Annotated in this window: 17 protein-coding genes and 1 CRISPR repeat array; of the genes, 7 read left to right on the top strand and 10 right to left on the bottom strand. The window is 65.0% G+C overall.

The features are described 5' to 3' along the window. The first annotated feature begins 1 nt into the window (after position 1). The 6 genes from ACIBG0_RS35055 (at position 2) to ACIBG0_RS35080 (ending at position 6,668) form a co-directional block, all read left to right on the top strand. Positions 2-1,282 carry a hypothetical protein gene (locus tag ACIBG0_RS35055; protein ID WP_397038627.1) on the top strand — a complete coding sequence of 427 codons (1,281 nt, stop codon included), beginning with the start codon at positions 2-4 and terminating at the stop codon, positions 1,280-1,282. Next, positions 1,279-1,977, top strand: coding sequence for an NTP transferase domain-containing protein (locus tag ACIBG0_RS35060; protein WP_397038629.1), 699 nt, complete (start codon positions 1,279-1,281; stop codon positions 1,975-1,977). The genes ACIBG0_RS35055 and ACIBG0_RS35060 overlap by 4 nt, the downstream gene beginning before the upstream one ends. Further along, entirely contained in the window at positions 1,974-3,128 is a 1,155-nt protein-coding gene (locus tag ACIBG0_RS35065) for a hypothetical protein (protein ID WP_397038631.1), read from the top strand. The genes ACIBG0_RS35060 and ACIBG0_RS35065 overlap by 4 nt, the downstream gene beginning before the upstream one ends. Before the next feature lie 24 nt (positions 3,129-3,152). Further along, entirely contained in the window at positions 3,153-4,439 is a 1,287-nt protein-coding gene (locus ACIBG0_RS35070) for an aminotransferase class III-fold pyridoxal phosphate-dependent enzyme (protein ID WP_397038633.1), read from the top strand. After that, positions 4,436-5,725, top strand: a complete 1,290-nt coding sequence (locus ACIBG0_RS35075; RefSeq protein ID WP_397038635.1) for a class I SAM-dependent methyltransferase — start codon at positions 4,436-4,438, stop codon at positions 5,723-5,725. Before ACIBG0_RS35070 ends, ACIBG0_RS35075 begins: the two co-directional genes overlap by 4 nt. A 376-nt stretch (positions 5,726-6,101) precedes the next feature. Then, on the top strand, positions 6,102-6,668 hold the full coding sequence (locus ACIBG0_RS35080; protein WP_397038677.1) for a GrpB family protein: 567 nt from the start codon (positions 6,102-6,104) through the stop codon (positions 6,666-6,668). 246 nt (positions 6,669-6,914) lie between these two features. After that, positions 6,915-8,041: direct repeats of the CRISPR family, unit length 28 nt; unit sequence GGACCATCCCCGCAGGCGCGGGGCCGAC. Between the two features lie 44 nt (positions 8,042-8,085). Here ACIBG0_RS35080 and cas2e read toward each other — a convergent pair. The 8 genes from cas2e to cas3 all read right to left on the bottom strand — a co-directional run bounded on the left by cas2e (position 8,086) and on the right by cas3 (position 17,416). Continuing rightward, positions 8,086-8,394 (bottom strand): type I-E CRISPR-associated endoribonuclease Cas2e, encoded by a 309-nt coding sequence (gene cas2e, locus ACIBG0_RS35085; protein WP_397038637.1) that lies wholly within the window; start codon positions 8,392-8,394, stop codon positions 8,086-8,088. Beyond that, entirely contained in the window at positions 8,388-9,392 is a 1,005-nt protein-coding gene (gene cas1e, locus ACIBG0_RS35090; RefSeq protein WP_397038639.1) for a type I-E CRISPR-associated endonuclease Cas1e, read from the bottom strand. Before cas1e ends, cas2e begins: the two co-directional genes overlap by 7 nt. 1 nt (position 9,393) lies before the next feature. Then, on the bottom strand, positions 9,394-10,182 hold the full coding sequence (gene cas6e, locus ACIBG0_RS35095; RefSeq protein WP_397038641.1) for a type I-E CRISPR-associated protein Cas6/Cse3/CasE: 789 nt from the start codon (positions 10,180-10,182) through the stop codon (positions 9,394-9,396). 7 nt (positions 10,183-10,189) lie between these two features. Next, on the bottom strand, positions 10,190-10,996 hold the full coding sequence (cas5e, locus tag ACIBG0_RS35100) for a type I-E CRISPR-associated protein Cas5/CasD (RefSeq protein WP_397038642.1): 807 nt from the start codon (positions 10,994-10,996) through the stop codon (positions 10,190-10,192). Then, positions 10,993-12,120: a type I-E CRISPR-associated protein Cas7/Cse4/CasC gene (cas7e, locus tag ACIBG0_RS35105; protein ID WP_397038644.1), complete on the bottom strand. Its 1,128-nt coding sequence runs from the start codon at positions 12,118-12,120 to the stop codon at positions 10,993-10,995. The genes cas5e and cas7e overlap by 4 nt, the downstream gene beginning before the upstream one ends. 44 nt (positions 12,121-12,164) lie before the next feature. Next, positions 12,165-12,734 (bottom strand): type I-E CRISPR-associated protein Cse2/CasB, encoded by a 570-nt coding sequence (gene casB / locus ACIBG0_RS35110; protein ID WP_397038646.1) that lies wholly within the window; start codon positions 12,732-12,734, stop codon positions 12,165-12,167. 4 nt (positions 12,735-12,738) lie between these two features. After that, the gene (casA, locus tag ACIBG0_RS35115) at positions 12,739-14,382 is read right to left on the bottom strand and encodes a type I-E CRISPR-associated protein Cse1/CasA (protein ID WP_397038648.1); all 1,644 of its coding nucleotides are present in this window, start codon (positions 14,380-14,382) and stop codon (positions 12,739-12,741) included. Positions 14,383-14,587: 205 nt separating this feature from the next. Then, positions 14,588-17,416 (bottom strand): CRISPR-associated helicase Cas3', encoded by a 2,829-nt coding sequence (gene cas3 / locus ACIBG0_RS35120; RefSeq protein ID WP_397038651.1) that lies wholly within the window; start codon positions 17,414-17,416, stop codon positions 14,588-14,590. A gap of 470 nt (positions 17,417-17,886) precedes the next feature. On the opposite strand from cas3, the gene ACIBG0_RS35125 reads away from it, so the two are divergent. Beyond that, positions 17,887-18,579 carry a class I SAM-dependent methyltransferase gene (locus ACIBG0_RS35125; RefSeq protein WP_397038652.1) on the top strand — a complete coding sequence of 231 codons (693 nt, stop codon included), beginning with the start codon at positions 17,887-17,889 and terminating at the stop codon, positions 18,577-18,579. Between the two features lie 146 nt (positions 18,580-18,725). Here the strand turns inward: ACIBG0_RS35125 and ACIBG0_RS35130 are convergent, their stop codons facing one another. Beyond that, entirely contained in the window at positions 18,726-19,043 is a 318-nt protein-coding gene (locus tag ACIBG0_RS35130) for a hypothetical protein (RefSeq protein ID WP_397038653.1), read from the bottom strand. A gap of 13 nt (positions 19,044-19,056) precedes the next feature. Then, a complete protein-coding gene (locus ACIBG0_RS35135) occupies positions 19,057-24,330 on the bottom strand; it encodes a putative T7SS-secreted protein (RefSeq protein WP_397038655.1) in 5,274 nt (1,757 codons plus the stop codon). Position 24,331 lies beyond the last annotated feature (1 nt).

Here is a 24,331-nt window from a genome sequence, read left to right on the forward strand (position 1 = left end):
CATGATGCGCATTACCAGCCCTGTCGAACCCGCCGCGCCGGGCGGCGATGCGAACTGTTTAGCCGAGATCAGCGCTCGGGTCCGCGCCATCGAGATGCTGAACCGGACGGCAATCAATCTGGTGCCCAGTGAGATTCGCATGAGCCCGACCGCGCACGCCATGCTGGCTACCGACTACAGCAACCGCTATCACTTCAACGACACGCGTACCCCAGGGCAGTGGGAATTCCGTGGCGGCGAGCTGGTCGCCGAACTGGAATACGAAGGTCGCCAAGCATTCTCACGACTTGCCCACGCCGAGTATGTGAACTTGCGCCCGATTTCGGGCCTCAGCGCGATGATGATCGCGCTGGCCGGGCTCGGCGGCGCACCGGGGTCGATGGTGGTGTCGATCTCCCCGGCCTGCGGCGGCCACTACGCCACCGGTGCGCTGATCGCCCGATTCGGCTACCAGTGGACACCGATCGACTGTGTCGAGGGGCGCATGGACCTGGCCCAGCTCGAGCACGCTCTCGACACCGGTGTTTCGTTGGTCTACGGCGACCTTCAGAACTCCCGGCATGTGCTGGATGTGGGGGCGGTGGCGGAGCTGATGGGCCGATATCCGAGGACTCGGCTGCACGTCGATTGCAGCCATACCCTGGGTTTGGTGCTCGGCGGCGTGCACCGCAATCCGCTGGACTGTGGTGCGGGATCGGTGAGCAGTTCACTGCACAAGACGTTCCCCGGCCCGCACCACGGGCTGCTGGTCACTCGCGATGCCGAAACCGATGCGCTGCTCAAGCAGGCACAGTTCACGCTGGTCAGCTCCCATCATTTCGGTGCCGCGCTGGCGGCCTCCGTCGCAGCACTGGAATTCGAAAGCTACGGACCTCACTACGCGGCTGCAGTGATCGACAACGCGCGAGCGCTGAGTGCGGCACTGGCCGATCACGGGTTCGACGTGGCTGGCGCGCAGGACGGCTACACCGACACCCACCAGGTGTGGGTGCGACTGGAGGATCCGGATGGGGTGTCGGATCGGCTGGCGCGTTTGGGAATCCGGGTGAACGTCCAATCCGATCTTCCGGGCTGCCCAGGGCGCATGTGGCGGCTCGGCGTCGCGGAACCCACCGTGCTCGGCGCCACCATCACCGACATGCGGGACCTGGCTGCTGTGATCGCGTTGGCCCGTGACGGTCAAACCAGCCACGGCACTGCATGCGCCAGCGAATTGCGGCGTCGAATCGGCCAGCGGCCGTGGTGGTCTCGCACCCACGAACTGGAAAGGACGCGACTGTGACGACCGTTGTCGTGCTCGCCGCAGGGACCGGGTCCCGCTTCGGAGCGGCGTATCCGAAGGAATTGCACACCATCCGCCCGGGGGTGGCGGTGATCGACCCGCTGATCGACGCCCTCAACGCAATCGCCTCGCCGAAGCTGAAAGTCGTTGTCGTGGTCTCCGCCGACAAGCTCGCGCTCATGCGCCACCTCGAACGCTCGCTCCACGACACCGCGTTCGTCACGCTGCCGCCCTCGACCGTGGAACGCGGATTGGGTACGGGGCTGCTGGCTGCCGCACCGTGGTGCGACGACGCAGTGCTGCTGTGCCTGGGCGATCAAATATTTCTGTCCGATCCAGTGCAGTCGCTCAGCTGCGCCGTCGGCCGCGTCCAGACCGGCGACGACCCGATCACCGTGGTCGCGGCCGCCACTAGCGACCTCGACCGGTTGCGTGGCGAGGGAGCCCTGACCGTCACCGACGACATTGTGAGAGCGGCGGTCGAAAAACCTTCGGATCCAACCAGATTCAATGCATGCTGGTCTGCTCTGGCCATGACCAAGCCGGCGCTCACCACCGTTGCCAAAGGCTTGACCGACGGCGTCACCGAGTGCCTGATCAACGCACCGGTGGTGTGGGGCCCGGACTTCGTGAACCTCAACGATCCAGCCGATGTCGCGCTGGCGGTTGCTATGAGGGCGGGGGCGCTGCGATGACCCTGCTGCTCGATGCCGGGGACTACTCGCTCGGCCAGACCACTGTCAGCGGAATCGGTTTGCGAGCAGCCGAACTCGCCGCCGCGCTGGCCGAGCATTTCCCCATCTACATCTATAGCCACGCCACCGGCGATGAAGAACCGGTCGATGTCGGCGACGCTGAACTGGTCACCGACGCCGATGACTGGCTGGGCCTGCTCACCGACTCCGACGCCGTCTTCTTCTTCGATATGCCCGATCCCGCCCACATCGAGCAAGCCCGCACTGCGGGCAAGGTCATCGTGTCGGAGAACGCGCCGCCGATCGAGCAACTCGAGTATCCGCGATTTCGCCGCAACGGTGTCTTCGACGCCAACACCTATCGGCAACTGGTCGATACCTACCGTTTCCAGCTGACCAACACTGACCTGTTCATCGCCCGCTCGCATGTCGAGCGGACGACACTGATCGCGAATTTGTGCGCCTACGGTGTGTTGACAGCGCAGGATTTGGATCGATCACGGCGGCTGGACCACCGAATCACCACTATCCCGATCGGCTACAGCACCATCGCTGTCCGCGCCGCGTCACGCACGCCGGTGGATGCGAGTCGCCGACGACGTGAGGTGCTGTGGACGGGCGGGCTGTGGACATACACCGACCCTGTCGCCGCCGTGCGTGGGGTCGCGACGGCACGCGCAACTGGTGTCGACGTCGGATTGCGGTTCCTGCATGCAGCGCCCCATCCCGACACCGCTGTCGTGCGCGACGAAGTCGCACGAGTCGCACGAGAACTCAGCATCACCGAACATGTTGTGCTGCATACCGATCCGGTGCGCCACGATGATCGCGACCGCTACATGCAGAGCGCGGCAGGCCTGATCTGCCTAGCACGCCCTGGGATCGAGAACCAGACCTGTGTACGGCTACGTGTGCGCGATTCGCGCCTGCACAGGCTGACGCTGCTAGTGGATCCGTTCGGGGCCACCGCCACCGAACTGGGCGCAGAAGGATTGGCAGTCGCGGTCGATCCCGCCGACTCCAACGCGATCGCAGATTATCTCGCCGTGCTCGTCTCCGACCGGCCGCCGCGCCCGATCAATCCGGAGGAATGGGCCTACGAACACACCGCCGCGCCGCTGGTCGCGCAACTGCACGATCGACTGAACTAACGAGACAGACAAGGGATTCCAACAATGCCTGCACGCTGGAACGGCTGGACCACCACCAGCACTGCCCACCCAAGTCGGGACCTTCACCGGCATGAACTCGTCCGTGGCTCCGGCTGTGAAGTCTGGGACACTGACGGCCGCTGCCACCTCGACGGCGTCGCCGGTGCCGCCAACACACCGTTCGGTCACGTGCACCCGCGCGTGACCGAAGTGGTCACCGCGCATCTGGGGCAGCTGGCACACATCGATGAGACCTTGGCCACGCAGCAGCCCGCCGAGGCGCTCATCGACGCGCTTGCCGAGTTCACAGGTATGGACGACTTCGTGTTCGTCAACTCCGGATCCGAAGCAGTGGAGGCCTCGATCCGGATCGCCATGGACTACTGGCGCCACCGCGGCCAACCACAGCGCGACACCATAATCGCCTTCGCACGCGGCTACCACGGTTGCACCGCGCTCACCGCCGGATTGTCCGGGCTGCCTATCCTGCACACCGACTGGGCGGCCAAACCCCATGTGCGACATGTGGAATTGGCCGCGCATCACCATCCAGACCAGCCCGATGCCGCGCTCGCATTGGCAGCCGCGTTCGACGCGGCGATCACTAATGCCGGGCCGCATCGGGTAGCGGCGGTGATCGTCGAGCCGTTCCTCAACGTCGGTGGCGGCGTCGTGCTGCCTGAGGGGTTCTTGACCGAACTGCTGGCGGTCACGCGGGTATTCGATTGCCTGATGATCGTGGATGAGGTGTTCACCGGATTCGGGCGAAGCGGTACAGCGTTCGCGATCGATAAGATGCCCGAGCCGCCGGACATCCTGGCCATCAGCAAGGGCATGACCAACGGCGTGGTCCCGATGGGAGCCACCTGCCTGAGACGGGGAATCCGCGAGCACTTCGGCGACGAGCCCCTGCGATACGGGCACACCACCTCCGGCCACGGCTTGGGCTGCGTGGCGGCGCTGGCCACCATCGACCTGCTCCGCACCGATGGCCTCATTCAAGCGGCGGCCACAGCCGAATGGCTGTCCACCGAGTGGCGCTACCTGCGCGCGGCGGGAGTGGTCGATCTGCGTACCTACGGAGTGGTCGGGGTCGCCGAATGCGACTCCGTCGAGCGGGCGCAGGCCATCGCCGCACGGGCCCGCCAGGGGGGAGTGAGCTCCGGTGGCCTGATCATCGGCTGCAAAGGCCCCGCGCTCATGCTCACGCCCGCGCTGAATGTGCCAGAAAAACAGCTCGTCAAGATGGTGGCTCGTCTGAAGTTCGCGATCGCGGAGGTCGAGACCTACGGCCGGAGCGTGCGGGCATGAGCATACATTTCGCTGACCGGCCCACCGATGCGGACGCGGGCACGCCCCGCGTCGACGAAGACTTCGACTACATCCCCTGGTGGACCACTGACACCATGAGCAGCGTGCTCAACGACGTGGACACCGATACCTGGTGTTTGCTGTGCGACCTGGTCGCCGGCACCACCGCGACGATCCGGCACGAGTCGCCGCGAAACGTTGCCGCAGTCCTGACAGCCGTGATGGAGGCGCTGTGGATGCGGCAGCCGATCCGGCACACCACCGCGCCCGCTGACCGGCAGATTCCTGACCGCTTCGCACCCCTGACCACTCCAGAACCAGACATCCGGGAACTCGGACGCATCGGCGCCGCATGGTGTGTCGCACGGCTGGCCGCCTTCACCCAGGATCGGCCCTTCCCAGGCCGCGGCTGCCGCCACCACCGGCTCGACGAGATCGCGGCCGAGGCGCGGCGGATCCTCTCCGACGACGACGGCAGCTGGCTCTACACCGGCTCGCTGGCCGCCCGCTACGACCACGAACGTCCCTTCGCCACACCGGAATTCGTCGACGCGATCACCACCATCGCCAACACCTGGTTGTCCGACCGTGACGCTATCGAATTCGGCGCTGGCACCGGCGCGATCACCCGCATCGCCGCACTGCACACCCGGAGTCTCATAGCGATCGAGCCCGCGCTCGGCATGCGAACCGAGCTGCGCCAGCACATGCGCCACCACGACCATGTGCAGATTCGCGGCGAAGACTGCATGAGCGTGGACTTGGCGGATGCGTGCGCTGACGTGGTGTTCGAACACGCCGCGCTGTGCTTTGTCGACGAACCGTTGTTCGCCGTCGCAGAAGCCGCCAGGTTACTGCGCCCCGGTGGTTCATTGGTACGCATCCTTTCCTCCACCCGGCTGCCCGACCATGTGACCGCGTTCACCGCAGAATTCCACGCCCAGCTGCGCCGTCTCGGCCACCGCCGCGGCCGGATCGTCAGCTCCGGCAACGACTCCCGCATCACCGAGTGGCTCGCCAGCGCCGGAATCGTTACCCGTCTCGACTCCATCGCCACCTGGGATAGCGAACAGACTCTGGGCAGTCATGCCGCGCCACTGCTGTACGGCAGTTATCCGTACCTGAGCGCTATTCCCGCTGACGACCGCGATCGCGCGATGGATGCGGCATTGGCTGCGACACATCTGGATTGGGAAACCCCCATCGACTGCACGTACACGGTGCAGGCGGCCACCTCACCTTTAGGCGATGTGTCTGTGCTGCGGCAGGTCGGACAGCTCCGGTGATCAGGGTGTTCATCGCCTGTGCTTCCGTGCCCGGACGCTGCATTTGATCGGCAGGCGAGTCATGGTCAGAGTCGAGTCGACCGGACACGGTGTGGCAGTGAACATTCCGGAGCTTGCTTCCCGTCCGCGACAGCCAGGGGTATGTGGGTTGCCGATCTCGCTGCTGGCGGCGGTGGCTGGGTTGAGGCCCACGTCGATTGGCTCAGTCTCGACATGCTCGACACCAACGCCCCCGCTGTCGCCTTCTACCGCCGCCAAGGTTTCGTGCCGACGCCAGCCGCCGCCCGCACCCTACTTACCCAGGTTCATCATGGATCGTCATGGTCATGCCGATGACGACGTCTGCTGTGGCCAGGGCGGGTAGTTTTGCCGCGTGATGATCGTGGCCTACGACGCATCTTGGCCGGTTCGTGCGGAGCGGCTATTGCACGACGTGCGCTTAGCTCTTTCGGAGCTGGACAACTCCGATGGATTCGTTTACGAGCACATCGGTTCGACCGCGGTGCCCGGCTTAGCCGCCAAACCTATCGTGGACTTGCAGGTGCGTACCCCCACACTGCCGCCATTGGCCGAGCTCGCCGGCGTGCTCAAGCAGGCCGGTTTCGTGCCCGCGGCCGGTGCACGGGCGGATTCTCCAGGGGTGTTTCGCGATATCTCTCGCCCCGAGGACGCGGCTCGGACCGAGCTGTACGAGAAGCGGCTGTTCCACTCGCCTGAGCAGGCGGCGATCCTGCACATTCGCCGAAAAGATTCTCCGTTCGCCGCATTCGTTGTCCTCGTTCGGGATTGGCTGCGGGCGCATCCCGACGAGGCCTGCCGCTATGGTGCGCGCAAGCGCGCCCTTGCCGCACAGCACGTACGAGATGGTGACTATGACGACTACACCCGGTTTATCTGGGGTCGTCAACCCTGTGGTGCTGGTAGCCGCGTTTTGGCGGTGTGAGGTATGTGAGTTCAGTTCCCAATGGCCTACCAGAGGGCATCGTGGCTATGAGACTCGTCATCAAAATGATTGTGATGATGAGTCTCACCGGTGGGCAGTGCGCCAACCTGTGTAGCGGAACGCGGCGGCGACGCTGATCGCGCATCGATATTGATCTGCTGCCAGCATGTGTGGCAGACACTGATGAATGCTGGCGCGGTCCGGAGTGGCCCCGGCAGCAGGACCATCCCGCACCCGCGGCACGCCCCGGACAGCCCGCAGGCGCGGGGCCGACTGGTCTTGGCGTGCTCCCGATGAGGTAGTGGACGGACCATCCCCGCAGGCGCGGGGCCGACTACGACCGCGGCAAACCCGTCGGCGTATACCCAAGACCATCCCCGCAGGCACGGGGCCGACAGCAGCCGCTCCATGGCCCTGATGATGACGCCCGGACCATCCCCGCAGGCGCGGGGCCGACGATGAGGCCGCCAAGATCGTGAACTGGCCGGAGGGACCATCCCCGCAGGCGCGGGGCCGACAGCGCAGTGTCGGGGAAGTTCGGCCACCGCCAAGGACCATCCCCGCAGGCGCGGGGCCGACGAATGACTGCTGCTGGATCCCGACGCATCCGAAGGACCATCCCCGCAGGCGCGGGGCCGACTTGCTCGTTCTCTGCCCGCTGCCGCGACTGCTGGGACCATCCCCGCAGGCGCGGGGCCGACCCAGCCGTTGCGGCCATGGGTGACCTCAATGGCCGGACCATCCCCGCAGGCGCGGGGCCGACCGGGTGCCGTCCGGGTCGTCGTGCCCGAAGTAGGGACCATCCCCGCAGGCGCGGGGCCGACTTCTCCCTCCCGGTCAGCGCCAACTGACCACCTGGACCATCCCCGCAGGCGCGGGGCCGACTAGATCGCACCTTCACCGTACTGGCGCTTGCGCGGACCATCCCCGCAGGCGCGGGGCCGACCGGGCACACTGCGCGGCTGTGGTTCATGGTGAAGGACCATCCCCGCAGGCGCGGGGCCGACGGCAACCGCACCCCGTTCGGCATCCTCGCGGACGGACCATCCCCGCAGGCGCGGGGCCGACGCGGCCTGCATTTTGGCCAGTCCGCCGCGGATCGGACCATCCCCGCAGGCGCGGGGCCGACAGGTTGGCCCACGGGCGCCGCACGCTGAGCGCCGGACCATCCCCGCAGGCGCGGGGCCGACCCGCACAGCAAGCACCGCTCGTGGGCCGAAAGCGGACCATCCCCGCAGGCGCGGGGCCGACCGAGGAGGTAGGCCAGTGAACACCGTGACCCCCGGACCATCCCCGCAGGCGCGGGGCCGACTGATGTTATGTGGCTCGGGCGGATGATCGAACAGGACCATCCCCGCAGGCGCGGGGCCGACACTTCCTGACCTGCAGACTTGGGGGCGTGTGGCGCCGTTTTCGTTCAGTTCGGCGGCCGGTCCGTGCTTCTCGGTCGAGCGGATAGGAGCAGTCCGTCGAAGTCGACTGGGCGCCAGCGGTTTCGGCCAGCGGTGCGTACCGCCCAGCCTTGTTCGTTCTTGGCGGGTTCGATCATGACGGCTTGGCCGTCACCGACCCTGTCTGCGAGTAGTTGCCAGAGTCGTTCCCGTATTCGGTGGCTTGGTTTGCCGACGAACACTCCGGCGTTCACTTCGACCATCCACCGTGTGAGGTGTCCGCGTAAGCCGGGCGCGACAGCGATCAGCACGATGACCGTCATTAGGCTCACCATCCGGTCGTGGTGTCGAATTCGGGGCCGATGACGGTGATCTGTTGGTCGCCAAACCCGGGTTGGATGAGGTCGGATTCGTGGTCGGCCCAGCTGGTTCCGCCCTGGACAGTGCCGAGCTTGTCGTCCCACAGTTGAGGTCCGCTGGTTTCGGTTTCGGCCGGGTCGATGTTGAGCAGGCCGCGGATATCGTCGACGATCCGCGGCAGCAGTCGTCGTTCGGCTATGAGATCACGCAAGCCCAGTCGGGCGTCGCGTTCCTCGGTGAGTCCGTCGGCGACGAGGTCGAACGCAAGCGGGATGCTGTAGTCGGCTTTGTAGAGGTCTGCGATGTCGAGGACAAACGACGTCGCCGATCCTGTATGGACGAATCCTAGCCCGGGGCTTGCGCCCAGACCGGTGATCACCGCGTGGCAGATGCCGTAGAGGGCGGCGTTGGCAGCGGAGAGGACACGGTTGAGGTCGTCACCGGCGGCGTGCGCGTCACCGGCGACGTATTTGCGTCCGTGCCAGGCGATTCCTGTTCTGGCTGCGTGTTCGCGATAGATTCGGCGGACTCGGCTGCCTTCTCGGCCGCGTAGTTGTTGCATGGTCAGCTCGCTGACATCCTCGCCGGGAAACCGTATCCCGTACATGCTGCGGGCAACTTTGAGTCGTTCTTTGGGGCGGGTCACCAGGTGTGCCTGCTGCATCAGCAGGCCGGCTCCTCGGGAGGGTCCGATTCCTGCCGCGTACATGCGCACACCCTGTTGACCGATCCAGCAGATCGCGGTGCCGGAATCGGCCAGTAGTGCTGTCGCGGCATGGGTGATGCGTGTCCCGGGTCCTAGCAGCATGGCCGCGACCAAAGATGCTGGGACCCGGACGGTTTCCTTCTTGTTGATCACGACAACCGCGTTCTCGTCGCGGTCGATGTGAGACCGTTCCACATATACCGTGGAGATGCGGTCTTGGAGGCGATGCAGGTCGTGGGGGTGTGCTTTCCACCAGATGTCGGCCATGTCAGGCTGCGGGAAGTGGCGCCAGGGTCAGGAGACCGCAGCCGTAGGCCTTGGAGGGACCGATACCGGCGAGCAGGGTGGTGGTGAACCGTTCGGCATCGGTGATCTCGAGGTGGCCTTCGAAGGTGGCGGTGTGGATCGTGACCGGGTGTTTATTGCCGTCGGTATTTCGCCCGAAGCTCAGTCGGTGTCGTGAGCTGATACGGATCTCGGGTGCTGCTGGCTCGCCGAGCTCGATCCCGGGCACCTGAGGTTCGAGCTCGGTGGCGGGAATTTGGAAGCCCCATTTCTGAGTCCGGTTGAGGAACCAGTTCAACTGCGCGGCGGCAGTTCGGTGCCCGAGGCGCAGCGATCGTGGACCACGCCCGTGGGATTCGGTCGTCGATGACGGGGCGATGTCGGCTTTCCTTCGGGTGGCTTGGGCCGGTGTGAGTTTCACGGGTGTCCTGGTGTTCTGGACAGGGCTGGTGCTGACTCTGAATGCGTAGGTGTCCCCGGTGCGGAGTTTGTCCAGCAGAGGGCGGTAGTCGGCGATATGGGCGTGCTCGCCGTCGGCTTCAGGCCATCCGGCTGCCTCGATCAGGTGGGTCCAGTCGGGTTTGGTGCGCGTGAGCGCATATAGCCACGGCCGGTGCGGGTTGTCCGAATCCAGTCGCCACAGAATCCGTTGCTCGACTGCTTCGCCGGGGACACCGTGCAGGACGACGCTGCGCATGGCACGCGGGTTGGCCAGAAGCTTCCGGCTTTCCGCGCGCAGTGGGTTAATTCGGATGCGCGAGAGGTAGGTCATGTCGGTTTCACCAGTCCAGAAGGGAGAAGGGGTCGTGGCCGATGACGGTTGTGTTGCGGTCGGGGGCGGGGTCGGGGTCGGTGATGCCGGTGGGGATCCGCACGGTGGTGTGGCGGATGCGGCGTTCACGGAACTGCCTGTCGCGCAGCCCGAAGGAGACGGGCACGTCGTTGCGGGTGTCGCTGCCGGTGTCGTCGTCGACGGTGACCGGCAGATCGACGAACGCCGGTTTTGCACCTCGCAAGTAGTGTGCGCGGCCGTTGCCGGTTGCCTGCCACGGGTGCGATGAGAGTACGTCGAGCAGTGCTGCTGATTCGTTGCCGACCAGGATCGGTTGCGTGGGTGGGCAGCTGCGCCGCCCCAGTGCCAGAGGGGAGGCCGGACGGGCGACGGCGGCCGCGAGCTCGGCGACGAGGTCCGGCTCGCCTGCCATGCCGACCAGGAACACTGCGTCCTGGAGGTAGTAGCGGTAGGTGATATGGGTGTATTTCGCGGGGCCGGTGGGTTTTTGTGTTCCTTTGGCGTTGACCCCGGTCTGTTTCAGTGGGACCCCTCGGTAGTCGGCGACGGTGTGGAAGTCACGCAGCAGAGTGCCCGGGTGATCGGTGCGAACTCCCATCGTGAGGCGGGTCAGGGCGTTCAGGTCGGCGCCGCGTTCGAGACCTAGTGCGGCGGCCAATAGGCCGACGACGCCGGATTTCGTCGGCTCCGGACGGGTTTCGCGGCGGTTGAATCTGCTGTTTTCGCCCCAGGACTGCAGGGGTCCTGCCAGGCGCAGCAACAGCACCGAGGTGATGGGTGTGGCGGCGGTCATCGGGTCAGATACCCGTGCAGATGCTCACGAAGTCCGTGGCGGAGTTCGGCGACGGTGACCGAGGTGCCGAACGACTCGGCGAGCTCGCTGTCGGTGTCGGTGTCGAAGGCGTGGGCGATGGCGGTGTGGGCGGGTTTGTCACCCCACAGTGCCACGCTGCGCCGGTGTTCTGCAGCCAGCGCGAGCGCGGAGCGTTCGGCGATACCGCCTTTCGGCGCGGAGATCGGTTTCTCGAAGGCCGAGACAAGGTTGACCGGCTGGTCCTCACGGACCACCGCCGCGACCAATGACGGCAGGGTGCGGTGGGCGAAGGCGTTGCCGTAGCCGGTGGGCATCGAGCGGGCGAAGCTGTCGATGAACACATCCACCGCTTCCAGAACCGCGTCGGTTTCGCCCAGATTGTGCCGCAGCTGATCGAGCCCGATAGTCGCGTACCGGTAGAGGGTGGCGGAATTGAATCCGATCGAGCCGATCATGCCCGCGCCAGTGTCGTCTTCGTTCGTGTCGTCGACGGCGGTGAAGTAGTCGAACTCGGCTTCCGCGGCGTGGGTGGACAGCGCATGCGCGACCTGGACCGCCGCGTCGACGTTGAGGGCGGGGATGTCGGCGACCATGCGCCCGAACAGCGCGACGTCGAGGGGATGGTTCTCGCGGAACTGCTCGGCCACGGGCAGCCCCTTCATCGCCTCCTCGAGCGCGTCGTCGTCATAGCCGGCGAGTTCATCGGCACGGTGGGCGACGAGATCGATCGCGGCGTCGAGCTGACCGTTGCCGACGAACAACAGATACGCTGTCGCGCCGGCCTTCTTGCCCGCGCTGATGCCTACCGGGGCCAGCAGGGCGGTCGCGATCCGCGCGGACTGCTCCTGATCCAGGCTTGTCCGTGCCTGCAGACGTTTGGCCAGTTCCCCCGCGACTCGCCGGGTTCGTGTTCCGAGATTCTGAGCGGGTACACGGTCGGCGAATCGCATACGCGCCGCGCGCTTCCATGCCTGCGACGAGACCCGGGAGCGGCGCACGCCACCGTAGACGGCTTCCTTCGGGTTGCCCTGGTCGTCGCGGTTGAGGTTGGCCGGGGGCACGGTCTGCAGAATGTGCAGGTCGACGAAAACACGCGTAGTCATGACAGTCCTTTTCGAAATAGATTGCAGTAGGTGTGTTTTCCGGATCAGCTTTTCGAGGGTTCGGCTGGCTTCTCCCACCGCTGATAGCCCTGCGCCCAGCCCTTGCGGACCCGTTGGCGCCCGTCGGGCCAGTACCAACGCTCGATCTCGTTCATCAGCCGGTCGTAGTCGAGAGGCTCTGCGATATCGCGCAGCTGGGTGATCAGTCCGCGCGCCCGGTAGGCCATCGTTGATACCGACGTCGAAGCGACAAGGGCCGCGACTCGGCGGTCGACCGCCTCGCTGCTGTACCTGTCGTGGCGACGCAGCTTGCGCAGCGCGGTACCCAAACCAGCACCGGGGCGATGCATCAGGTTCCGCTGGGACTGTTGATGGACACCGAACAACGTCAGCGCTGCGTGCTCGGCGCTCTGGCGGGGGCTGGCGGCCCCGATGCGTTCCAGATCGGCGTCGGTGTCGGGGGTGACCGAGTAGAACTGCCACATCTTCGGCACCGTCAATGCCTCACGCCCGAGACCGGCCCGCAACGCCGCGAGATCCTCCCCCGGCGGTAGTTCGCCGTTCCACTCCTTGGATTCCTTGTCGATGAACTGGTTCCAATACCGTTGCGCCATCCCGTCATTCCTCTTCATTTGAGCGTGTGCGCAGTGCCGCGGCCCTGGACAGGATCTTGTTCACCGCGTCGTGGAACGAGTTCGCGGCCAGCCCCAGGCTGTAGTGGCGCTCCTTGCCCGTCGAGGTCACGGTGCGGCCCATGAACGCTGTCGGCGGTAGCGCGAACAGTGGTCCGGCACATCGGTGCACAGCGTCGTAGGCCATGAGTTCCCACGCCTGCAATCCCCGCTCGAGCTTGTCGTCGTCGTTGGAATCAGCTGACACCCCGGCCAACAGACGCCGCACGAGTGGATCGAGCGCGACCAGCAGTTGTTCGCCCGGCCGCATACCTTTATCCCACGCAATCGGATCCACCCCGACAGCTCGCCGCAGATCCGCGGACAACCTGTTGATCGCGCTGACCAGCCGCTCGGCCTGGTCAGCCGCCTCGACGATCATCTCGTAGGCCGAACCCTGACCCCGCATCGAAGCCACCGGCAGCGGGATCACATCGTGGATCAGGTCCTCGATCACCGCGGACTGGTTGCCGTAGACGATGCCGAAACTCTCCACCCGCAGTGGATAGCTGTCCTCGATGACACCGTCGTCTTCGTGACCGGCCAGCTGATCGAGCAACTCACTGGTCTGGAACGCATCGTTCGACGAGGACTCCAACGCCAGCAGTGCATCCAAACCACGCCAGGCCGCCTTGCCCGCCACGTGCCGCAATGGCCGCAGCGGCGCGGCCGCGGTTCCCTTGGCAGGCTTGTCCTTTCGCCACGCGGTATGGGTCTCCAATACAGGGTCAACCACACTGAGACGATCACCCGCAGCCAGGATCACCCGCTCGACGACAACTCCGGACTCGCTGCGCTCAGGGAAGAGCCGGATCCGCCGTGACTGCCAGGTCCACAGATCCAACAGCCCGTTCGGTTTACGAATCGTCCACTCCGGCCCAAGCGGATCTCGATCCTGTGCCCAGTGCGGGGTTCCCAGCCGCTTCTGGGCGCCGATCGGCGTGTTCAACAGGAGTGTGTCGTAGAGCGTGCGCCCGACCGGCATCACCACACCCAGCTGACCGAGAACGCCAGTAGGATTCCCAGATGTCTTGCCATTCTTAGCCTTCGGGTCACCCACAACACCGGTCTTGATCGCCGCCGGGTCCCAGCACAGAGCATGTAGCATCCACCGCACCGCCGCGGCGAGCGGAAGGCGCAAGGGATCGGCTTCGGTCCGGGTCGCGAACAGCGGCACGTTGTTGCCCGACGGCGCGGTCGCAACCAGCAACGCCGCCCCCTTGGTCTCCCCCTTCTCCGTGCGCAGATCGGCCACCTGGCCGAAGGGCCGCACCGGGTGCAGTACGTCGAACCTATCGGCGCGATCGGCCAGGTACTGCTCGAGCCGCTCCCTCTCGGCAGGACTGAATTCTCCGCGACCGAATCGCTGCCCCCATTCCTTGCGCGACGCCGGTGAACCCAGCGAGTCCAGCACGATCGGCAGCAGCAGCTGCCGCATCACCGCCGGCACCATGGTCGGCACCTCGACATCGATCCCGACGATGCGGTGGCTGCGCATCAACGCTTCCCTCAGCGGCAGCGATCGGATCGCACCGTCGTCGAACCTGCAGGGCAGCAACGGAACTGCCTGTATCAAGTCGCCTACATCCACACCCTCATCCCATCGATTAAAGGCTGTCGTTTAAAAGCACCGCGCGAGACTAGCGCAGCAGGCTCTGTGGCATATGCAAAACTTTCGAAGCGGACCCGCCAGCATGTTTCGCCGTGCGGGTATGGCCCGGGCTGTCGTTTGGGACCGGAGTTGGCCCCGTGCCTGCGGGGATGGCCTGGTGGCGTGCCTAGTGTGTGCTACCAGGTCACTCGACGACGAGCCCGAGCGAGTCGCCATAGCGGACCCGGCAATCGCCCACGATGCCCCGGCCGTCGCCGTCGAGAACGAGCGCTCTGCCGTAGCGAAGCCACGGATGATCTCGCCAGCCATCCAGTGGCCGTAGCGATTCCAGAGCGGCCTCGCGCAGTTTCGGTGGTAGCCGCAGCGTTCCACCCAGCACGTCGTCGAGGACCTCGTCGGTGACCTCTCCGTTCGGCCCCAGCCGGTGCTTGTTCTCCGATCGGAAGCCGCGATCGTCACCCCGGACGAGGACCACCTCGATACCTTCCTCCCCGTCACGCAAGCGCACGTCCTCGTCACTGACGTAGCTGCCGGATCCGCGGTGCAAGCCTTCCAGCGTCGGATTCTCGTGCTCGCCGAGTCGGGTCAGCACGAAATGCGCAGCTGTGTCGACACGCTGTTGTTGTTCGTCGGACCACACCTGAAATGCCTCGGCGACCGCGTCCGCCCACAACTGCGGAACCGGCGATACGGGGTTGTAGGCAGCTTCCACGAGCTCGGGGACCTGTGCGGGGATCTTCCAGTGCCCGTCGCGGGCCCGCAGGACCGCTGCGGCGCTACGCAGCAACGGGTAGCGGCCGTATATCTTTTCGCTGGCCTGGACGAAGCTCGGCACGCAATCCCCGTCGGGTGTGAATCCGGTGATCACGACCTCGGGCTCGCGTAAACCCGGCGGCCGGAGCACGCCGTCATGGCGGTGCATACGCCCGATTCGCTGCAGTAGCAGATCCATCGAGACCAGGTCGGTGATCAGCAGGTCAGCGTCTACGTCGAACGACTGCTCAGCGATCTGCGTGGATACCACGATCGTCAGCGGGCGCTGCGCCCCACCCTTCTTCGGCCCCAGCAACTCCAGGCACCTGTCGGTTTCTTCGGCACGTTGGCGAATATGCATCTGCGCATGCAGCAGCCGTACACCGGAACCGAACACCTCGTGCAGTTCCTCGTAGGTCTGCTGCGCACGAGCGACGGTGTTGCGGATTACCAACACACACCCACCACCGGTGAGCCGATCCTTCAACAGCTCGGTGACCGAATCATCTTCGGCGGCAATCCGAACCTTCACCCTCAGCGACTCGGTCCGCCACGGCGGCGCCGCGATCTGCTCGATCACCGGCGCCGTGTCACTATCCGCCCAGGCGGTCGTCACCCTGGGATACCCGGGTTCATCGGCGATCGAGGGACAATCGAATTCGTTGTTACCGTGTGCTCCTGCCAGATACGCGTCGAGCAGTTGCCGACGCTGTTGCGGCGGCAACGTCGCCGACAAAAGGATGACCGGCACACCAGCCTGGCCGAGCCAGCGCAATCCCTCGACAAGGAACTCCGACATGTATACATCGGCCGCGTGGACCTCATCGAGGATGACGACCTTGCCCGCCAACCCCGCCATCCGCAACATCACATGCTTGGTCCGCGTCGCCGCCAGCAACAGCTGGTCGATCGTGCCGACAACGAACGGAGCCAGCAAACCCCGCTTCGCCCCGAGGAACCATTCCGCTGGCACAGTACGCTGCGGCCTCTCACTCGTGCACGGATCGAAATCACTACTGTCATAAGGGTCGTCGAGATCGAACTCGTCCTCGCCCACACCCCCGAACCCCGCATACGCGTGCTGGCCAGCCTCGACGAGCCGCTGCCACTCCTTGTTGAACCGGCGCTTACCATGCAGCAACGCCACCCCGCCCGCAGCTTCCTTATCCACCGCTGCCACCCACGCCCGCACGTTCGTGAACATCGGGTCACTCGTGGCCTGCGTCGGCATCCCCACGAACACTCCGTCGAACCCGAACCGCGCTGCCAGCACCTCCGCACACAGCAACGCCGTCTTCGTCTTACCCTCCCCCATCGGCGCTTCCACGATCATCAGCCCCGGCCTCGCCATCCGCGCAGCGCATTCGATCGCGACCCGCTGCGACGGGCGCGGCGACGCGCCGAACCGCGCCTCGAACTCATCGGATGACGGCTCACGAATGCGACCCCAGCCGCGCACCAGCCCGAGCTTCTCCCACGCAGCATCCGCCCGTGATCGAGCCTCCTCGACACCGACCGCAACGAGCTGATCCCGGCCAGGAAAATGCTCCTCGTCACTAGCGATCCAGTCGGCCATCACGATGAAACCACTCAACTGCAACTGCAACGCACGAGACGGCACCACCTTCAATTCAACTGCCGCGAGATCCGCAAACCCCAGTGCGCGAGTGAAACACCCGAGCAGAGCCTGCTGCGCACGCGGCCAGTCACCGGTCCCGCGAAGCCTCGACTCGCTCCGAGATTGGGGCCGAAGCTCCCCCAAGGAGGGAAACCTGCCATGGTGCCCAGCAACCATCGGCCACACCCAGTCACGCTGCTCAGCAGCCCATCCCGCATCGCCCAGAAGGCCCCTCAGCACCTTCGCGCCAGCAAGCTCGTGCCGCCAGCGGTGAGCCCTGACCGCAAACTCGTCCCACCCCAACCCAGCTCCACGGACAGCAGCGGCTCCCTCTCGATCGAGACACTGAAACGCCGGGGTGGCCTTACCCAAGTCGTGAACACCGCAGAGCCAGACAAAGAACCGCCGCCCAGCATCCGAACTCCCGGCCAGCGCAGCCACCCGTATCCGAATCGACTCCGCCAGATACCTGTCCCAGATCAGCTCCGCCACAGCAGCCGTATCGAGCATGTGCGACAACAGCAAATTCATCGTGCCACCCGCACGACCAGCAGACTTCCCCCACAACACCCCCAACCAACCCCGCTCCCGCCTTGACAGCTCAGACCAGCAGTCCACCCCACCGTCCCCTTCATCGGTCATAGCGACACCATAAGCTCACCCACCGACACAAAGCAGCCACCAACAAGACTCCCCCACCCCAAGGCGACGACGAGTCGGATCAAACCCCACCAAGGCGGGCTCCGCACAACCCAACTGATACGTCGAGTCGAGGCGCTTACGAGGATGCGTTGTGGCCAGCCGGTCTATGACCGAATGGTCTGACCGCCAAATGTCGAGCGCCAGCGGCGGAAGCGGCCAAGGGATCGGCTCTTCCGGAAAGCGCGAGCCCAGGGTCCCGAACTCGTCGTCGTGCACCCGGAAGAACAACCCCCGATACTCGGCACGGGCCGGGCGGCATCGATGTCGATCAGGTCCTCTAAACGCAGAAGCGGCCACTGGTAGTTGGGCCACTGGGGTGCCCAAGTGTGGGCGATGTTCGACCGCACCTGCGACTGGCTCACCGGCAAACCCAACAGGGCCGCGGTAAGGGCTGCTGCGAGGATGATCGGATGAGAGCTGAGACCGCGTACCACGGTGAGATGGGCAACCAGTTCGCCACTCTGGCAACGGACAACGCCTACAACGCTCATACCGATCGGCCAGCCATGCTGAGGCTGGCTGGTGACGTCAAGAGCCTGCGGGTTCTGGATCTCGGATGTGGGGCAGGTCATTTGGCCGCCGAATTGTTGAAACTGGGTGTCGCACAAGTAATCGGCATCGACGGGAGCGAAACCCTGTTGCACGCCGCACGCGAGCGCTTGGGCGAGGGTGCCATCTTGCACCAGCACGACCTGGAGGAGCCGCTTACTTTCTTGCAGGACCAGTCATTCGACTTGGCGGTGATGGCGCTGGTCTATCACCACATAGAGGCGCGCGCACAGCTGCTCGCCGAGATTTGGCGGGTGCTGCGGCCGGGCGGTTACCTGCGAGTCTCCACGACCCACCCCACCGCCGACTGGAACTACTTCGGCGGTTCGTACTTCGCCGATGACCGTGTTGAGCTTCCTCTCGGTAATGGTTTCATTAGCTACCGGCGGATGCCGCTGGAAATGTTCCTCGGCGAACTTCTCGGCACCGGATTCGTGCTCGACGAGCTCGTCGAGCCGCGGGCCACAGAGCAAGCTCGACTGGTTGATTCACATCGATATGACAAGACCCACAGGGTGCCGCTCTTCCTGACCGTCAAACTCCGTCGCCCGTGACCAACCAACTCTCCGAACCCTCACTGCGCGAACGGCTTCGCACGAGTTCTGAAACCTAGTAAGCGATACCACGCCGCGCCACCTCCCGAACAGCAGGCCGAGCGCGGATCTGTGGGGTAGGCGAATGGGCCCCGCTGTCACGCACTTCAGACAGGTTGGGTTGACTTGGATTTCAGGAATTCGTCGATGAGTTCGAGGGCTCGGTTGGTGAGGTGAGCGTCTTCGATGTCGTCGCGACCGATGTGTTGCTCGTGCGCGCAGATTTGGCGTACGAGTTCCCACCACACGAGGTTTGATCCTTGACCGAGTTTTTGTGCCAACCATGCTCGGAATCCGTCAAGGAGGGTCCAGTCCGTTACCGCGTCGGCGCCGTTGACGAATGCGACGAACTCTCGATAGGAGCCGTCGAGCCCGTAATTGCCGGGGCGTCGTCGGACGTCGCGGAGGCGGTCAGAGAATTCCAACTCAAGGGCCTTTCTATCCGAGTGGGGTGAAGGCTAGATCGTCGCCGTATTGGAAGTGGCTGCGGTACACATCGATCGGCTCGCCTGCGGGGCCTGTCCAAGCGTCGTAGACGCGTCCGTCTTTGACCACGACGTCGTGGTGGCCCCAGAATGTGTCTTGTCCTCGGTATTGCCCGAGGGATGGGGCTCCGTATTGGTCGGTGAGTCGCATTCGCGTTCCGCCGAGAGATTCCTGGATGTCGAGGGCTACGTCTTCGCATCCGGTACTGCCTGGTATTGAGCTGATGTCGGATGCTTGCCCTTTGGGCCAGTACGGTTTGCATGTGAGGCCGAGGGGGTCGATCCACGATGTCGGGTTGTGTGGATAGATGTTCGGGTTCGGTGCTGGGGCTAATCCGAGTGGGTCGCGGGTGAGGAATCGGCCTGTCGTGGGGTCGTAGGTTCGGTGCAGGTTGTAGTGCAGCCCGGTTTCGGGATCGTAGATCTGGCCAGGGAACCGCAGAAGCGACACCGACTCGCCACGCCACACCGTGTTGCCCCACAGATCCATGGTCGCGGTAGCGATGGTGCGTGCTGTTTGTGGGTCGGTCAGTTCAATTGGGGTGCCCACGAGATCTGTGACGATCGCGTAGAACTCGCGATCGACTGTTTCTTGGCGGGTGGTTTGGGTGATGGGTGTATACGAATAGGGTTGGTACTGCCAGGTGGTCGTCGCTTCGGCGGTTGTTTGTTCGATGAGGTTGGTGCCGTCCCAGGTGTAGTCGGTGCGCTCGAGGACGGTGCCGTCGGTGGCAACGTGCTGTTTGGTGGTGCGGCGACCGAGGCCGTCGTAGGTATATCGCCACCATTGACGGTCCGGGGTCCAGACGTCGGTGAGTTGGTCGAAGGCGTCGTAGCGGTAATGCCAGATCTCAGGCTTTCGGGACAGGCGGGTCCTGGTTTTGCGGATCAGGCGCCCGGATTCGTCGTAGTGATAGCGTGTGCGGCCGTCACGCATGAGTAGGTTGTTGCGGTATTCGCGGCGGCCGTCGGAATCGGAATCCTGGTGCGCGGCCCTCGATCTCGTCATGTCGACTCGGTCCGCGGTCGTGGTCGCTATCGGCGATGCGGTGATATTGCTCAAGGGGTCGTAGCTGTATTGCTCCGCCAGCATTCCGCCTCTGGTGACACCCGTCACTCGGCCGATCGCATCAAGGGTGTAGTCGCTGCGTACCTGTGTGTCGGCGCGCGTGGTGGTGTGGCTAGTGAGGTATCCGTCGGGGCGGTAGGTGAATTCATCGTGACGGACCCGCTGGGAGCTGGGGCGGCCCGCCGTGGCGAGATCGAGGTCTAGTGATGACCCCGGAAAGGCTACGACGTCCTGGTCGCAGACACGGCCGATGCTGGTGAGGGTGCGGTTGACGGCGATTTCGCCGATGCGCCACCCGGTGACCCGGCCGAGGGGGTCGTGGGCGAAGCTGATGTCGTGGCCGTCGGTGTTGAGCCGGCGCACGCGGCCAGTGAAGTCGTGGTCCCAGGTAGTGGCCGCGCCGGTGGGGGTGATGCGGCGGATCCGGCGGCCGCACAGGTCGTAGGCGTGCCGCATCACCGGCTGGTCGTCGAGTTGCTGGGAGGTGGGGTTTCCGTTAGGGCTGTAGTCGAATCGCAGGGTGTGCGTGGGGGTTTCACCGCCACCGGAGATGGCCGTGAGGACATGCCCGAGGGAGTCGTGGGTGTAGCGGAGCCATTCGCCGCTATCGGCGGCGATTTCGGTGACGCGGCCGAGGGTGTCGCGGGTGTGGTGGCGAGTGATGCCGGTGGCCGCGGTGACGGAGCTGACGCGACCGGCGAGATCGTGGCTGTATCGGGTGGTGGCGCCGGTGTAGTCGGTTTCCGCGACCAGACGCCCTGCCCGGTCGTATTCGTATGACCACCTCTGTCCCAGTGGGTTGGTGACCGCGCTGATGCGCTGCTCGGTGTCCCATGCGTAGCGGGTGACCGAACCATCGGGCTCGGTACGGGATTCGAGCAGGCCGAACGCGCCGTAGGTGAACCGGGTGACCCCGCCGGCGCGGTCGGTGTGGTTGAGCAGGTTGCCTTCACCGTCGTAGGTCCAGGTTTCGGCGTGGCCGTCGGGGTCATTGCGGCGCAGGGGTTTTCCGTCGGCGGCCCATCCGTATCGGGTCACCGCTCCCAGCGGGTCGGTGATCCGGATCGGACGGCCGACGCTGTCGCGTTCGATGCGGGTGACCGCACCGTAGGGATTGGTGATCTGTGTTGGTAACCCGGCCGCGTCTGCCTCGACGACGGTGCGCGCACCGGTGGCCTCGATGATCTCAGCGATGGCTCCGTTGGGGTGGTAGCGGTATTCGGTGCGTGCACCGGCCTGGTCGATAACGGCGGCGAGGTTGCCGTGTTTGTCCCACTCGCGCCGTTGTACTGAACCGTCAGCGTTGGTGATCACCGTGGGCCGGTTGCGCCAGGTGTATTCGAACTCGACCGATCGCCCATCGGGTCGCCTCACCTTGGCGAGGTCACCGTCACCGGTGAATTGATAGTGGGTCGTGGCACCATCGGGTGCAACGACTCTCAATGGTTTGCGGTCGACGTTGTAGTCGATGTGCGTGCGCCCGCCCATAGGATCGACCAGGTCCCGAAGCCGAAGGTCTCTGTCGAATCCATGTCCGGTCACCGCACCGAGCGAGTCGGTGACGTTTGTGACGCGACCGGTGCCGTCAGGGAAGTCGAGATAGTCGAAGGTGGAGTTCAGCACGCCTGCGGTACCGCGCTGCACGATCACCCGGCCTGCCTCGTCGTAGGTGTTGACCATCCGGCTATTGGCCGAATCGGTCCACGATGTCATCCGATGCTCGGCATCGTAGGTGTAGACGGTGGTGGCGCCCACCGCGTTGGTGACCGCGACCAACTCCCCCGCTTCATAGGTGAATGTTCTTACCCGACTGGTGGTTTCACCTCCTTCAGGATCGGAGCCGAGCACTGAGAGCCTGGTAACCCGTCCCGCGGCGGTCTCGACGCGGACCCGATAGCCACCGGAATGGGAGATCTCGACAGGAGCGCCGTCTGCGCCGTAATGAAAGCGGATCCGGTTGCGGTGGCGGTCGGTGATCGCCGATACCGCATAGTTCCCCAGCCGTGATTCGAGGCCGCCCAACATCGGTTCGGGTGCGAAATGCCAGATTATTTCCCGTTGTTGGTCCCAGAGCCGGTAGCCGCCGACCTCGGTGCGGGTCAGTGGCCACCGTTGCCCGCCGGTCACCGGTTCGACCGCCACACCGACCTCGGCATGCGGATACATCAGCATGAGGCCGTCTTCGCCGATGAAACTCACGCCTTCGTGCTCGACAACCAGGCGTAGGTCCAGAGTCGCCGACCACGACGGGCCGAACCAGCGGCCGAACCGGAACTTCGACCGGTGAGTTCGTCGCAGCACCAACCCCAGGACGCCGGGGAGATCGAGATCGGTTTCCGGCAACAGGAATTCACCGGTCGCGATGTCGACCGGGTCTCTGTCGCAAGTCGTCTCGTTTTCGGTGCGGTTGTTGTCGGGACCGTTCTCGCGTGCGGTATCGCCTGCACCATGGTCTGCCTCCGCGCGCTCCTGCGGAGTGGGAACCTCGTGCGATTGGTCGTGGCGGGGCTGTTGATGATCGGTGCTCGGCCCGTCGTGACCGCCCGGGGTTGTGTCGTCCCCGCCGTGTCCGTCCGGGCCGGTGTTGTCGTGTCCCGGGTTTGGGTCGTGGGACTGCTGTGGAGCATCGCCGCCATGATCGGTTGTGGGCGAATCCGTCTCGTGTGGCGCCGGGTTCGTGTCGGAATGCGGCGACGTTTGCGGTGACTCGGGTTCGGAATGGCCCGGGGCTGAATTGTCGGGCCGGGGTGCATCCGGTTCGGGTGTGTGCGAGGCAGTTTCAGGCTGGGCCGGGGTCGTTCCCGGCTGTGTTGGAGACTCGGTGGTTGCGTTCGGGTGCGCGCCGGGCTCGGCCGCGGTTGGTTGGGTTCCGGTTGATGTTCCTGGCTCGTGCCCAGTCGGGGCCGAGGACGGTGCTTCGGTCGTCGGGTGCGTGCTGGTTGGTGTGCCAGTTTCGTGCGGAGTCGAGGACGGGGTGTGGGGCGTGCTGGGCGTGGGGTGTGGGGCGTGTTCTGCCGCGCTGGCCACGGTGTGGGTGGCTTTGGTGACTTTGGAGACGTCGCCGACCTTGTCCAACGCCGACAGTGCGGGTTTGGCCGCGCCCGCACCACCGGTCCCGACGGTGGTGATCAGATCCCCGGTGAGCGAGCCCAAAAATTCCGACGGGTTCTTGCGGGCACCGGACAAGATCGCAGACGTCGTCGCCCCGGGATCAGCGGCAGCCACCACCAGGCCAGTGCCCAGATCCGACATCCCCGAGAAGTATTCGGCCGGATGAGTGAGGTTGTAGGCGTCCATCGGACTGACCTGACCTACGAACTGCACGATCCCGGAGAAACTGGTCAACAACCCGGAGGTGAAGTTCAGTTTCGCCTGATCCAACGACCCCGATAGATCTGAGAGGTTGTCGGTCCAGCGTTCGGTGAACGGCGGCTCGGTCGGCGCGGACTCCGTCGCGGCCGCCAATGCGGCTGCGGCTGAGGTCGCGGCGTTGTCGCGTTGGGCGCGGGCGCCGCGCAGGATCTCGCGGGCCTCGTTGCGTATCGACGTCCACGTGTCGACCAGTGGGTTTTTGCGTTTCTGCTCATCGGACAGCGCGTTCCACTGGGTTTTCTTGCTGGTTTCCTCGGTATCGGCGGCATCCCATCGCGCGATTGCGTCGGCGGCTTTGGTTTGGGCGGCGGTGACCTCGTAATACCAACTGCCCAGCACGCTCGACGCCTTGTGCATCGCGTCCGAGCCTTCCCACCACAGCTTGGGCTGTTTGGCGAACTCGGTGTGGAACTCCTCGGCCGCGGTCCCGGTCCAGTCCGCGGTGTTCACGGTGCGCAGGGCATCACCGGTCTGCCCGATCGAATCACCCATCTTCTGCAACGCTTCAGCGGCGTCATGGATCGCTGAGGGGTCACCGCGGATCAGTTCTTTCGGATCCTTGGTTTGTCCGAGTTCACGCTCGTGGATTTCACCGCCGGCCAGGTCGGCGATCTTGTCGCCGAGATCGTCCAGCCCTTCGGCGACCCCGTCCGCGCCAAGGTTGCGGGCCAGCGTGGCGGCAGCGTCCAACCCCGAATCGGCGAGCTCGCCCGCGTTCTGGGTGACCGATTCGACACCGTGCTCGATCGCGTCACCAACCGAGTTGACGAAATCCCCGATACCCAAA

This window comes from Nocardia sp. NPDC050630, assembly GCF_044457245.1.
Taxonomy (GTDB): Bacteria; Actinomycetota; Actinomycetes; order Mycobacteriales; family Mycobacteriaceae; genus Nocardia.

What these genes read in the sequence shown, in the direction of transcription:
- ACIBG0_RS35055 (WP_397038627.1), top strand. Translation starts at nt 2, where the DNA reads ATGATGCGCATTACCAGCCCTGTCGAACCCGCCGCGCCGGGCGGCGAT.
- ACIBG0_RS35065 (WP_397038631.1), top strand. Translation starts at nt 1,974, where the DNA reads ATGACCCTGCTGCTCGATGCCGGGGACTACTCGCTCGGCCAGACCACT.
- ACIBG0_RS35070 (WP_397038633.1), top strand. Translation starts at nt 3,153, where the DNA reads ATGCCTGCACGCTGGAACGGCTGGACCACCACCAGCACTGCCCACCCA.
- ACIBG0_RS35075 (WP_397038635.1), top strand. Translation starts at nt 4,436, where the DNA reads ATGAGCATACATTTCGCTGACCGGCCCACCGATGCGGACGCGGGCACG.
- ACIBG0_RS35080 (WP_397038677.1), top strand. Translation starts at nt 6,102, where the DNA reads ATGATCGTGGCCTACGACGCATCTTGGCCGGTTCGTGCGGAGCGGCTA.
- cas2e (WP_397038637.1), bottom strand. Translation starts at nt 8,394, where the DNA reads ATGGTGAGCCTAATGACGGTCATCGTGCTGATCGCTGTCGCGCCCGGC.
- cas1e (WP_397038639.1), bottom strand. Translation starts at nt 9,392, where the DNA reads ATGGCCGACATCTGGTGGAAAGCACACCCCCACGACCTGCATCGCCTC.
- cas6e (WP_397038641.1), bottom strand. Translation starts at nt 10,182, where the DNA reads ATGACCTACCTCTCGCGCATCCGAATTAACCCACTGCGCGCGGAAAGC.
- cas5e (WP_397038642.1), bottom strand. Translation starts at nt 10,996, where the DNA reads ATGACCGCCGCCACACCCATCACCTCGGTGCTGTTGCTGCGCCTGGCA.
- cas7e (WP_397038644.1), bottom strand. Translation starts at nt 12,120, where the DNA reads ATGACTACGCGTGTTTTCGTCGACCTGCACATTCTGCAGACCGTGCCC.
- casB (WP_397038646.1), bottom strand. Translation starts at nt 12,734, where the DNA reads ATGGCGCAACGGTATTGGAACCAGTTCATCGACAAGGAATCCAAGGAG.
- cas3 (WP_397038651.1), bottom strand. Translation starts at nt 17,416, where the DNA reads ATGACCGATGAAGGGGACGGTGGGGTGGACTGCTGGTCTGAGCTGTCA.
- ACIBG0_RS35125 (WP_397038652.1), top strand. Translation starts at nt 17,887, where the DNA reads ATGAGAGCTGAGACCGCGTACCACGGTGAGATGGGCAACCAGTTCGCC.